Here is a 12,130-nt window from a genome sequence, read left to right on the forward strand (position 1 = left end):
CCTCGCCACACATACAGCGTTCACCCTTTACAACAGCTCCTTCACAACATGCTTTTCGCCATGGCGATGAACTTATTCTGGGCGGCGGACGGTCGCGAAATCCTCACGCAGAGTTAAACAATTCGTGATAACTACAAACGTGCAAAACCCGCACAATGCACGAACTGACAGTGAAGATTTCTCCTAGGGTTTTTCTACATGGAACAGCCAAAACGTGTGCTGGTGGTCGAGGACGATGCGCATATCGCCGACTTGATCTGCCTGCACCTGCGCGACGAGCACTTCGACGTCGTCCACAGCGCCGACGGTAACCAGGGGCTGCGCCTGCTGGAGCAAGGCGGCTGGGACGCGCTGATCCTGGACCTGATGCTGCCCGGCGTCGACGGCCTGGAAATCTGCCGCCACGCCCGCGCCATGGCACGCTATACGCCGATCATCATCACCAGCGCGCGGTCCAGCGAAATGCACCGCATCCTCGGCCTGGAGCTGGGGGCGGACGATTACCTGGCCAAGCCGTTTTCGATGCCGGAACTGGTGGCGCGCCTCAAGGCCCTGCTGCGCCGTGTCGATGCCATGGCACGCAACTTGAAGATGGAGGCCGGCAGCCTCGACCTCGGCCAGTTGTTCATCAACCCGCTGACCCGCGACGCCACCTTGAGCGGCCAACGCCTGGAGCTCACGCCCCGTGAGTTCGACCTGCTGTACTTCTTCGCCCGCCAGCCGGGCAAGGTGTTTTCGCGCATGGACCTGCTCAACGCCGTATGGGGCTACAGCCACGAGGGCTACGAACATACGGTGAACACCCACATCAACCGTCTGCGCGCCAAGGTCGAGGCCGATCCGGCCAACCCGGCACGCATCCTCACGGTATGGGGCCGCGGCTACAAATTTGCCGAGAGCCCACCATGAAGCTGACCCTGACCCAGCGTTTGTCACTGGTGTTCGCCGTCTTGCTGGTGATCTGCAGCGGCACCTCGGCCTGGCTGCAAGTACGCTCCAACCGCATGCACGAACTGGAAGTGGTGCAGGGCTTGTCCCGCGACCTGGCGACGCATATCGCCCGCGATACGCAACTGATGGACGCCGACGGCCTCAAGTCGGATGCCGTGCGCAACTTGTTCAGCCAACTGATGCTGGTCAACCCCAGCGTAGAGGTGTACTTACTCGATATCGACGGCCGCGTGGTCGGCAATGCCGCACCCGCCGGGCATCTGCTGCGTGATCACGTCGACCTCGCACCGATACGGCGCTTCCTGAGCGGCGCGATGTTGCCGATTCTCGGCGACGACCCGCGCAGTGTCGACGCACGCAAGGTCTTCAGCGCGGCGCCGCTGCAGGCCAATGGGCAGCAAATCGGCTTCCTGTACGTGGTGCTGCTGGGTGAAGCCCACGATGTGTATGACGCCAAGGACGCCACGGGTATGGCACTGAAAATCGCCCTGTGGTCCATCGGCCTGGTGGCGCTGCTGTGCCTGATGGCTGGCCTGATTGCCTTCGCCTGGATCACAAGGCCCCTGCGCCAGTTAACCGATAGAGTCGGCTGTTTCGACATCAACGCCACGCCTGAACCGGTGCAGACGCCTGCGCCCGCGCTGGACAGCAGCGATGAAATCGCCGTGCTCGACCAGGCTTTCGCGCAGATGGAGAACCGCCTGGGCGAACAATGGCGCGCCATTACCCACCAGGATCAGGAACGCCGGGAAATGGTCGCGAATATCTCCCACGACCTGCGCACGCCGTTGGCCTCCCTGCATGGCTACCTGGAAACCCTGTCCCTCAAGGACAGCAGCCTCAGCCCCGAAGAACGCCGGCGTTACCTGGGCATCGCGCTGGACCAGAGCCGCAAGGTCGGCGGCCTGGCCCAGTCACTGCTGGAATTGGTGCGCCTGGAACATGGCCTCGTACAACCGGTGATCGAAGGGTTCTCACTGCCGGATCTGGTACAGGACATCTTCCAGAAGTTCGAACTCACCGCCGAAGCCCGCACCATTACCCTTACCGCGACCTTGCCGCGCCACGTGCCGACGGTGCTGGCCGACCTGGGCCTGATCGAACGGGTGCTGACCAACCTGCTGGACAATGCACTGCGCCACACGCCGGAGAATGGTGAAGTCGAAGTGATCCTGGCGACCCAGGCCGATTGCGTGACCGTTACCGTCAGCGACAGTGGCCCGGGTATCGACGCGCCATTGCGTGAGGGCTTGTTCCTGCGCGCCTTCACCATCGGCGGCGCACGACGCGATGGTGGCCTGGGCCTGCGTATCGTGCACCGCATCCTGCAATTGCACGGGCGCAGCATCCAACTGGTGGAGCGCCCAGGCCATGGCGCAACCTTTACCTTCTCCCTGCAAGCCCGGACATCAATGCGTTGACCGGCCGGGCATGCGGTTGACGGGACTCACTCAACCACCCACCACCGCGGCAACAACTGGCGCACGCGGGCCTCGCCAAAGCGGTCATCGATCAACATCACCACACCCCGGTCCTGCCGACTGCGGATCACCCTGCCCGCCGCCTGCACCACTTTTTGCAGGCCGGGGTACAAATAGGTGTAGTCGTAGCCCGAACCGAAGATCGCGCCCATGCGCGCTTTCATCTGCTCATTGATCGGGTTCAGTTGCGGCAGCCCCAAGGTGGCGACAAACGCGCCGATCAAGCGTGCGCCGGGCAGATCAATGCCTTCGCCAAACGCACCGCCCAGCACGGCAAAGCCGATCCCTTGACTGTGCTGGGTGAATTGGTCGAGAAACGCCTGCCGCTCGGCCTCGGCCATGCCCCGTGACTGCAACCACAACGCAACCTGCGGGTGCCGTTCGGCCATCAACTGCGCCACCTGTTGCAGGTAATCGAAGCTTGAGAAAAACGCCAGGTAGTTGCCCGGTTGCGCAGCAAACTGCTGCGCAATCAACTCAACGATCGGTTCCAGGGATGCTTGGCGATGCACGAAGCGTGTGGAGATCCGGTCAACGATGCGTACACGCAATTGCTCGGCCTTGAAGGGGGACTCCACGTCTATCCATGCGGTATCCGCCGGCAAGCCAAGCAGGTCGGCGTAATAGTGGCGTGGGCTCAGGGTCGCCGAAAACAGCACGCTGCTACGGGCGGCGGTCAGCCGGGGGCGGATAAATTCGGCGGGCACCACGTTGCGCAGGCATAGGGTTGAAGTGCTGCGTTTACCGCTGTACTGACGCTTGCTGATATCGAAGAGAAAGTGTTCGTTGAACAGCTCGGCCACCCTGGCAAATTGCAGCGCTTCGAAGTAGAAGGTTTGCAGGTCACCGGAAAGGGCTTCGGGGTGGTCGTTGAAGTACTCGCCCATGGCGCTGGTACTCAGGCTCAGGGCCTGCAGCAGTTTGTCGGGTTTGCTCGCATACGCCTGATAGGGCGCGAGCTGGTCCTTGTGCAGCGCATTCCACTCACGGTTGAGGCGCTGCAACGGCTTTTTCAGGGGCTCGGGGGCGATATCGCGTAACGTCTTGAGTGCATAGGCGTCAAGACTGGCGCTGTACATCGAACGGGCCCGCTCGACCAGGTTATGGGCTTCGTCCACCAGCACGGCGGCGCGCCATTGGTTGAGCTGGGCCAGGCCGAACAGCATGGCGCCGAAGTCGAAATAGTAGTTGTAGTCGGCAACCACCAGATCGCTCCAGCGCGCCATTTCCTGGCTCAGGTAATACGGGCAGACATCGTGGGCCAGCGCCACCTCGCGCAGGTTGCGCTGATCGAGCAGGCGCACCTGGGACGCGGCCATCCGTGCGGCCGGCAGGCGGTCGTAAAAGCCCTTGGCCAATGGGCAGGCATCGCCATGACAGGCTTTGTCCGGGTGTTCGCAGGCCTTGTCCCGAGCCACCAGCTCCAGCACGCGCAGCGGCAGATCGGGGCTGCTGTCGTAGAGCACCTGGGCCGCGTCCAGGGCGAGTTTGCGCCCGGGGGTCTTGGCGGTGAGGAAGAACACCTTGTCCAACTGCTGGGGTGCCAGGGACTTGAGCACCGGAAAAATCGTGCCGACAGTCTTGCCGATGCCGGTCGGTGCCTGCGCCATCAGGCAACGGCCGGTGCTGACGGCCTTGTACACCGACTCGGCCAACGGACGCTGGCCGGGGCGAAACGCAGCATGCGGAAATGCCAGGCGTTGCGCGGCGCTGTTACGGGCGTCGCGGTGCTGCATCTCGCGCTGCGCCCAACCGAGGAACAGCGCACATTGGCGGTTGAAGAACTGCTCCAGGTCCGTCGCCGGGAAACGCTGGTTGAGCAGTGTTTCGCCTTCGCCGACGATATCGAAGTAGACCAGCGCGAGGTCGATCTCGTGCAGGCCGAGCTTCTGGCACATCAGCCAACCGTAGACCTTGACCTGGGCCCAATGCAGTTGCCGGTGGTTGGCGGGCTGGGCTTCGAGGTCGCCGCGATAGGTTTTCACTTCCTCCAGGCGATTGGTGTCCGGGTCGTAGCCATCCGCCCTGCCCCGCACCTTCAGTTGCGCGTACTCGCCTTCCAGGGCGACTTCGTTCTGGTAGTGCGCGCTGCGCCGGGAAGCCACCGTGCGATGCCCGGCAATGCCTTCCTGGGCGCTGGGTGACGGCGTGAAGCGCAGGTCGAGGTCACCGACCTTGGCCGTGAACTCACACAACGCCCGTACGGCGACGCTATAGCTCAAGCCGACTCTGCCCAGCGCACGTAGCACACCGTGACCGGCATCTGGTACTCGCCGCAGAACTCCAGCCAGCGCAGCTGGTTGTCTTGCAGGCGATCACCTGGGCCCTTGACCTCGATCATGCGGTAGGTCTTGCGGGCGGGCCAGAACTGGATCAGATCCGGCATGCCTGTACGGTTGGCACGGATGTCCAGCAGCAACCGTTCAAACCAGTAGCGCAGGTGTTCGGCAGGCAGACACGCCAGTGCCTGCTCCAACAGTTCTTCACTGAGCAGGTTCCAGAACACGAAAGGTGACTGAACCCCCCATTTGTCCACGTAACGCCGGCGGATGCTGGTTTTGTAGCGCTCATCCCGCAACTGCTCGAAACATGCGGCGAACAGCGCTGCGCGGCGCTGGTGGAAATCTTCACTGTGCAGGTCCGCCGGCCCGCGCTGGAACGGGTGGAAGAATGAACCCGGCAACGGCGCAAAAATCGCATCCCAGCACAACAGGCCAAACAGCGAATTGATCAGCCCGTTCTCGACGTAATGCACCGGCGCATCCGGCTCGCTGAGATGGGCCTGGACGCAATACTCCACGGCCATCAGCGGTTCGGGGAGTACCAATGCCAGGTCCAGGCGGGTGATGGCCCGGGGCTTGCTCTTGGGCAGGGGCGGCTCCCCCAGTTTGCGACGCAGACGCGGCAGCACCCGTAGCAAGTGTTGCTGTTCGGCGGCACTTTCCGGGGCCTGTTGCGCCGCACACGCCAGAGCCATGGCCTGGGCATAATCGGCCTGACGCTCCAGCACGCGAATCAGCCGTGAACGCGCGCCGGGATGCGCGCACTGACGGTAGATCCGTTGTGCCATGTCCAGCTCGGCGCTGCGTTCGCAATATTGGCCGATCTGGAACAACAGTTTGGCGCGGCGCTTTTCCAGCCAGGGGTTGTCGGTGGCAAACGTGGCGATTTGCGCCAGTACAGCGTCCAGCGCCTCCCCCCCTTCAAACGCCTGCTGGCACTGGTGCAGGAACAGAAAGCCGTGCACGTCATCACGGTGGCGCAAGCCGCGGGACTGCGCACAGAACTCGACCTTTTCGTAGGTATAGATGCCCAGGTCCGCCAGCACGAACTCCGACCAGTCCTGGTGCAGATTACCGAAGAACATCAGCCGCAGGCGGTCGCACAGTTCCATCACGGTGAGGCTGTAGAGGGTGTCGTCCAGGTCCGGGCACCATTGGGCAAAATGGCGTGGCTCGGTAAACCGCGCAGCCAGCCCGTCCAGCCAGTCGGTCTTCTTGCCCTTGGGTTGCTCGATCCACGGTTTGAAGGCCGCGAGGATTTCGCCTTTTTGCAGTACGCCAAACAGCGCTTCAACGCCAAGCGGGTGCTGATTGTCGACCCAGCCCTGCTGCACCAGGGCCAACGCGGCCGTGTGGGTGCAGCCAATTTCCAGGTAATTGAGTTTGCTCGCGCGAAAATGCACGCCCTTGCGCATCACCATGCGCACCAGCAGCGCCTGGGATGCTTGGGGCAAGCTGTCAAATCGCTGAATAAAATGCACTTCGTCCGCGTCGAGCAAATCGGCATAGCGCTGCCCCAGCCACAGCAGTACTTGGCGGAAGTTATGCAGGTAATACAAGGGATCGTCGAGGGGGTTGGCCATGTCACGCGCTGATCAAGTACTGGTTATGCATACAGAGTGCCGTCAGCCAACGGCTGTTGCAATCGGTAATAGATAAATGGCGCACGCAACTTTTTGAATAAAAGTGATCAGATAGCTCAGTTGATGACGTAACATTTATGGCCCGCAGCCCATGGCTGCGGGATTTTTCAGGGTTAAGGGTAAGGGTTATGAACATGAAAAATTTGGGTCTGCCGCTGGTTGCACTCACTTTTCTGCTATTGACCGGTTGCGCGACGCAAACCGTAGTGACATTGCAAAATGGCACGCAATATTTGACCAAGGACGTCCCCAATGCCAAAACAGCCGACGGCTTCTACGAGTTCACCGACATCGCCGGCAAGCATATCCGTGTGAAAGCGGCCGATGTGGCCACGGTCATCAAAGAGAAGTGACAACAAAAGCTCTCCCATGCGTACTGCCAGTCAGTTAAGAAGGAGAAAGGCTAAAAAGTAACCTGTGGCGAGGGAGCTTGCTCCCGTTGGACTGCGTAGCAGTCCCATGCTGTAAACAAAGAGCAGGGCCGCTTCGCGGCCCAACGGGAGCAAGCTCCCTCGCCACACATACAGCGCTCACCCTTAACTGACTGGTACTACCCGCTCAATACCGGTAGTACGGGTGGTAATACGGGTGATAGTAGGGATGGTAATAGTACGAGTGGTAGTACGGGCGATAACAGCACGGGGCGGGATACGCCGGGTACACCGCACACCCGCCCAACCCCGACAGTACCAGGGCACACAGCAACAATCGCAAACGGGACATGTTCGATTCCTCCCACGTCAGCACGCGAAACGGCTCGCTTGACCGTTAAACGCGCGCGCACCGGCCGATCCGTCGCGACGGGAAGTTAAAGATTTATTCAGCGAAGGATTTTCCACGCCGCTGCGTTTAACCGATAAGCCGCCTTCACCTTCGAGGGCAGCAGCACGGAGAACCACGGCCATGGCACGCATGTCCCGAGCGGTACGCGCGCTTTTACTTATTCCCTTGACCCTGGCGGCCCTGGCGAGTGCGCCAGCATTTGCCGACACCATCATCATCCGTCAGGCACCACGGGTGATCGTAGTGCCGCCTCCACCGCCACCGATCTATTACGGACATTGGGGCTACGGCCCGCGGCCCTATTACTATCCGCACCCCTACTACGGTTATGGCTACCCCCACCGGCCGCACTGGGACGGCGGCTGGCGGAGGCACCATTGGCGTTGATCAGCCGATACTGACGCCGTCCGTCCATAGGCCGCCATGCCCGACGCCGACCAGGGTCACCGAGTCGGCGCCAAAGCTGAGCACCGTGTCCGCGCCGACCACTTTGGCATGGTCACGCAGGTCGGTGCTGCCTTCCACGTCCTTGAACACCAGCTTGTCCGTGGGCTGATAGCCGATCACCCGGTCATTGCCGAAGTGGCCGCTGAACAGAAAGGTGTTATGCCCACTGTTGTCACGGAGGGTGTCATTGCCCTTGCCGCCTTCGATGAAGTCCGCGCCCTTGCCACCCTGGATCAGGTCGTTGCCGTCACTGCCGATGATGAACGTGTTGCCCTTGTGGGCCTCGGCATGGCGGTTGAGGTCCTGTACCCAGGTGTTGGCCCGTGCCGGGTCGGACAGATTGGCGACGATCACCGTAGAGTCGCGGGTCATCTGTTCATAGAAGCCGGATTCGAGGATGCGGGTCATGCCATCGCCATAGCCGAAGGGCAAATGGGAGAGCCAGGTCGGCAGGTTGACGATGGAGAACGGCAGCACGTTCCACAACGTCGAGGCGTAATGGTCGTTGAAGTTGACGATATTGTCGGTGGTCGACTCATGGGGCTTGTCGTGCACGCCCAAGGAGGACAGGTTGAAGGATGAGCCGTCCAGGGCACGGAACACCGGGTCGTTCTCATAGCCGATATTGAGCACCTTGTCCCCGGCGCTCTGGGTCGGCGAGGCATACGCCACGTAGTTGGCGTCCTTGTAGAAGCCCGCCCATCGGCTTTTGCTCAGGTCCGCCATGCTGTTGACCGCCAACCCGCCGAGGCTGTGGCCGCTGACCAACACGTCCTGGCCCGTCAGGCCATGGGCGCCGGCATAGTCGGCGACATTCTTGAGCAAACTGCCGAATGCTTCGCCGGCGTAGTTTTTTGCATAATCCTTGGGTCCCAGGGCAGCGAGCAGATCGCTGATCAGGTCGCCGATGGAGTCACTGATCAAGTGCTCCCGTGGCCCCGATGTGCCGCGAAAACTGATGCCGATTTCCAGCAACTTACCGGTGTCATCGTGCTTGCCCAGCACCTCGACCTGGGCCGTGGTGTAGCCGGCCTTTTCGCCGAAGAACGTGCCGCGGGCATCGACTTTGCCGCCGTAGCCCAGGGTGCTGGCGCTGATAGGCGTCCAGCCGGCTTTTTGCACGGCTTCAAGGGCGGCTTTTTCCGAGTCAGGGTTCCAGGGGATGCCGGGAATCACGCCTTGCGAATCCGTACTGCCCAGCACTGCAGTGACCAGTGTGGCCGGCAGGCCGAGGCCAAAGCCGTGGTTCTGGTAGCCCACGGCAAAGCCGTGATCCAGGTTGTGATAGGAATACAGCGTGATCGCCAAGGCGTCGGCAAACAGCGCTTTGGAGCCCTCGGTACCGAGGTTTTTATAGTCAAAGATACCCATGGTAATGCCTCTCTGTTGTTGGATTTGTAGAGAAAGCCAATACACCTGTAACCCCTCGCGGGGCGGTGGCGAGCACGCAGGCCCACCACCGCCCCGCGAGGGGTGAAACCTTTAGAACGCCCAGTCGAGGCTCAAGCCGACACCGTGGACTTTCTCCTTGCTGGCCAGCAGGCCGTTGTAGTCAAAGTTCAACCGTGCGTCCTTGCTCAACGCCAGGCTGGCGCGTGCCCCCACCAGCGCTGCATCACGCACCATCGGCGCGCTTTGCACCGCAAACGACGGGCCACCCGAGGCAAATGCCAGGTGCTGCTCGGAACCCACGCGGCTCAGGTTGTGCTGCCAGCCCAGGGTACCGGACAGTTCCAGTTGCTGGTGATCATTCAGGTTGAGGGTCTTCAAGGCACGCGCGCCCAAGGTGCTCAACACCACGTCACGGCTGTCGTCGCGGCCTTTCAGCGCGGCGGCATCACCCTTTTCGGTAAAGCCATCGGTGTCCAGGTGCACGTAGGCCAGGTTGGCGAACGGCTCCAGGGCCAGCGGTTGCAGGTTGACGCGGTACGCCGCTTCGCCGAACACCTGGGTACTGCGGGCGTCGACCTTGGCTTTCTGCTTGCCGGAAACGTCGCCGTATTGCAGGTCACGCTTCACATCGGCGCGATGCCAGCTGTACGCCGCGCCGCCGCTCAGGCGCAGGGCGCCGATTTCATGCCCGGCATAAGCGCCCAAGTGGTAGCTGTCGACCGAGGCGCGGCTGTGGGTGTCGTTGCCCATGTTCAGCGAGGTGTCGCTGTAGCCGGCGACCACACCGATACGGGTTGACTCGTCCAGTGCGCCATCCACCCCGGCGAGCATGCCGCCGATAGAGGTGGTGTAGCCCGCCGTGTCGCTGCGGCTGTCGGTCTTGCCCCACGCACCCAGCGCCTTGACCCACACGTTGCCACGGCTGTCGAGGGTATTGCTGCTGGCGCCCATCTCGCCGTTACGCAGGCGCTCGCCCACGGCTTCACGCACGTAGCGGCTGTCGTTGATCAGCGCACTTTGCAGGGCCGGGTAGATCTCGCCGCTCAATTGCTGGAAGGCACCTTGTGCCGAGGCGGCGTTGGGTGCCAACAGCAGGCTTTCATACACCGCATTGCCCGCCCCCAATTGCTCGGCAGCCACAGCCACCGCACGTTGGTTGGGGGTGGTGGCGACGCTGGCGAAGCTGTTGGTGCGTGCCACGTCCAGCTGCACACCGGTGGCGGCGTAGTTCAAGGTACCGCCGATAAACAGGTAGTTGGGCAGTACCGCACCGAAGGCACCGGTCACACCACCGGCGGCTTGCAGGATGTTGTACTGGCGGCCGATCAGGCTGTCGGCCTGCGCCGCACTCAACAAGGTCGGGCTGTTTTCCAGGGCCAGGGTCACGGTGGCGCCATTGAGCGTGGCCGTGCCACCGGCGACAATGCGGTCACTGCTGGTTGGCGACAACTCCACCGCGTACGTCGAGCCGGCGTCGAAGGTGACGTTGCCCGCCACATTCAGGGTGCCAATGGAGTTGCCCGGCGCCACGGTACCGCCGTTTTTCACGGCCAGCGAGCCGATACGCCCCGAACCGCCGACAACGCCGCCCTGGCTGACGCTGACGTCGGAAGTCAGCGAGCCGTTGATCGCCAGCAAGCCTTGATTGACCAGGGTCGGGCCGCTGTACGTATTGGTGCCGGTCAGCACCAGCGTACCAATGCCCTGCTTGGTCAGGCCGCCATGGCCGGAGATGTCATTGCTCCACACATCTCGCCCGCAATGTATGTCGGTGCACAAGCGCTGGGTGGGTTTACCGGCATCCACCACCGCACCGACACCCGGCAGGTCGGCTACAAACTGCCCATTGCCATAGGCCCCATTGATACGGAACTCGGCGGGGATATCCTCGGCCGTGATGAACATGCCCGGCCCGTTGACCGCCTTGCCCAGGTTGATCATGCCCCAGCCATACAGCGAATCGATGCCCGGCGCGCCGAGGTCGGTGGCGGTGGTTTTCAGTACGGTGGAAACCTGCTCGCCGCTCATGTACGGGAAACGCTCCATCAGCACCGCCGCCGCACCGGCAACATGGGGCGCGGCCATGGAGGTGCCATTCTTGTTGGCCCAATCGGTGGTGAGGTTGTCCAGGTTGGTGCCGTTGATGATCGAACTGAAGATCTTGGTACCCGGCGCCGATACGCAAAAACTTGCCGCATAGCCACAGCGTGACGAGAACGTACTGATCACATAGGGCGTGGAACTCGTGGTATCCGGGTTTTGCTGCAACGCCGCCACCGACAGCCAGTTCGGCGCGATTTCCGGTACAAAGTACGCCAGGCCCGACATCGCATCCGGGTTGTTGCGGTTGTAGTCGTTACCGGCGGCGAAGATGGTCAGCACACCGCTGCGAGCCGCATCGATTGCCCCTTGATAAGCCCCCCCGGCCAGTGTGCCGAGAATCGGCCGGATAGTGTCGAACTGCGCCTGGGCTTCGTTGACGGTGAAATTCGGGAACGCCGGATCACGGCCACCCTTGGCGTATTGCGCACCGATGCCGATCCCCCAACTGTTGTTGATGATCCGCGCACCGCTGGCCACCAGCCCATCCCAACCGGCCTTGTACACCGCGCCATCGTTGCCGAGGATAATGCCGTCCTCAGGGCCCGGGTCACCGTTTTCGGCGCTGAGGATCTGCGCGTTGAACGCCACGCCGTGCATCGGCCCGCCATCGCGGTTACCTGCGGCAATGCCGCCGACATGGGTGCCGTGGTTACCCAGCTTGCCGTTGGAGTCCTGGGACGGCGTGCCGTCATAGCGGAACGCGTCGCCCGCCTTCACCGGAATGTACGGGTCGGTGTACTGGCGGATGCCCTCGGTGACAATCGTCACCACTTTGCCGGGGCTGGCGAATTCCGGGTGCTGGGCATACACCGGCTGATCGAAAATCCCCAGCTTGACGCCCTTGCCGGTGTAACCGGCGGCATAGGCGCTGTCGGCCTGTATGGCGCCCAGGCCCCAGTCGGCCTTGAACTCGTTGCTGCGCCAACTGGCGGCGTCGCCCAACTTGCCGGTTTCCACATAGGGTGCGGCCTGGGCGGTTCCCAGGCTTGCCAGGCAGCACAGCAACGCGCCGTATGGCACGCGGCTCAACGCCTTGAGCGGGTAGCCC

Annotated in this window: 9 protein-coding genes; 4 read left to right on the plus strand and 5 right to left on the minus strand. The window is 62.3% G+C overall.

Annotated features, from left to right (window positions below; translation table 11 throughout):
- Positions 1 to 198: 198 nt before the first annotated feature.
- Both M5B97_RS20110 and M5B97_RS20115 read left to right on the plus strand, forming a co-directional pair.
- Positions 199 to 909: a response regulator transcription factor gene (locus tag M5B97_RS20110; RefSeq protein WP_248732448.1), complete on the plus strand. Its 711-nt coding sequence runs from the start codon at positions 199 to 201 to the stop codon at positions 907 to 909.
- Complete coding sequence (locus M5B97_RS20115; RefSeq protein ID WP_248732449.1) at positions 906 to 2,372, plus strand: HAMP domain-containing sensor histidine kinase; 1,467 nt, start codon at positions 906 to 908, stop codon at positions 2,370 to 2,372. The genes M5B97_RS20110 and M5B97_RS20115 overlap by 4 nt, the downstream gene beginning before the upstream one ends.
- A gap of 26 nt (positions 2,373 to 2,398) precedes the next feature.
- Here M5B97_RS20115 and M5B97_RS20120 read toward each other — a convergent pair whose 3' ends face one another.
- Positions 2,399 to 4,654 (minus strand): ATP-dependent DNA helicase, encoded by a 2,256-nt coding sequence (locus tag M5B97_RS20120; protein WP_248732450.1) that lies wholly within the window; start codon positions 4,652 to 4,654, stop codon positions 2,399 to 2,401.
- Positions 4,651 to 6,297, minus strand: coding sequence for a VRR-NUC domain-containing protein (locus M5B97_RS20125; protein ID WP_248732451.1), 1,647 nt, complete (start codon positions 6,295 to 6,297; stop codon positions 4,651 to 4,653). Before M5B97_RS20125 ends, M5B97_RS20120 begins: the two co-directional genes overlap by 4 nt.
- Before the next feature lie 188 nt (positions 6,298 to 6,485).
- On the opposite strand from M5B97_RS20125, the gene M5B97_RS20130 reads away from it, so the two are divergent.
- Positions 6,486 to 6,710: a YgdI/YgdR family lipoprotein gene (locus M5B97_RS20130; protein ID WP_123718269.1), complete on the plus strand. Its 225-nt coding sequence runs from the start codon at positions 6,486 to 6,488 to the stop codon at positions 6,708 to 6,710.
- Between the two features lie 205 nt (positions 6,711 to 6,915).
- On the opposite strand, the gene M5B97_RS20135 is transcribed toward M5B97_RS20130, so the two are convergent.
- Positions 6,916 to 7,080, minus strand: a complete 165-nt coding sequence (locus M5B97_RS20135) for a hypothetical protein (protein WP_167659694.1) — start codon at positions 7,078 to 7,080, stop codon at positions 6,916 to 6,918.
- A 180-nt stretch (positions 7,081 to 7,260) separates the two neighbouring features.
- Between M5B97_RS20135 and M5B97_RS20140 the strand changes: the two genes are divergently transcribed.
- Positions 7,261 to 7,527 (plus strand): hypothetical protein, encoded by a 267-nt coding sequence (locus M5B97_RS20140; RefSeq protein ID WP_248732452.1) that lies wholly within the window; start codon positions 7,261 to 7,263, stop codon positions 7,525 to 7,527.
- Here M5B97_RS20140 and M5B97_RS20145 read toward each other — a convergent pair whose 3' ends face one another.
- Both M5B97_RS20145 and M5B97_RS20150 read right to left on the minus strand, forming a co-directional pair.
- Positions 7,528 to 8,958: a lipase gene (locus M5B97_RS20145; protein WP_248732453.1), complete on the minus strand. Its 1,431-nt coding sequence runs from the start codon at positions 8,956 to 8,958 to the stop codon at positions 7,528 to 7,530.
- A 111-nt stretch (positions 8,959 to 9,069) separates the two neighbouring features.
- Positions 9,070 to 12,102, minus strand: coding sequence for an autotransporter serine protease (locus tag M5B97_RS20150; protein WP_248732557.1), 3,033 nt, complete (start codon positions 12,100 to 12,102; stop codon positions 9,070 to 9,072).
- Positions 12,103 to 12,130: the final 28 nt, after the last annotated feature.

This window comes from Pseudomonas sp. MWU13-2517, assembly GCF_023242545.1.
GTDB lineage: Bacteria > Pseudomonadota > Gammaproteobacteria > Pseudomonadales > Pseudomonadaceae > Aquipseudomonas.

What these genes read in the sequence shown, in the direction of transcription:
- M5B97_RS20135 (WP_167659694.1), bottom strand. Translation starts at nt 7,080, where the DNA reads ATGTCCCGTTTGCGATTGTTGCTGTGTGCCCTGGTACTGTCGGGGTTG.
- M5B97_RS20145 (WP_248732453.1), bottom strand. Translation starts at nt 8,958, where the DNA reads ATGGGTATCTTTGACTATAAAAACCTCGGTACCGAGGGCTCCAAAGCG.
- M5B97_RS20110 (WP_248732448.1), top strand. Translation starts at nt 199, where the DNA reads ATGGAACAGCCAAAACGTGTGCTGGTGGTCGAGGACGATGCGCATATC.
- M5B97_RS20125 (WP_248732451.1), bottom strand. Translation starts at nt 6,297, where the DNA reads ATGGCCAACCCCCTCGACGATCCCTTGTATTACCTGCATAACTTCCGC.
- M5B97_RS20115 (WP_248732449.1), top strand. Translation starts at nt 906, where the DNA reads ATGAAGCTGACCCTGACCCAGCGTTTGTCACTGGTGTTCGCCGTCTTG.
- M5B97_RS20140 (WP_248732452.1), top strand. Translation starts at nt 7,261, where the DNA reads ATGGCACGCATGTCCCGAGCGGTACGCGCGCTTTTACTTATTCCCTTG.
- M5B97_RS20130 (WP_123718269.1), top strand. Translation starts at nt 6,486, where the DNA reads ATGAACATGAAAAATTTGGGTCTGCCGCTGGTTGCACTCACTTTTCTG.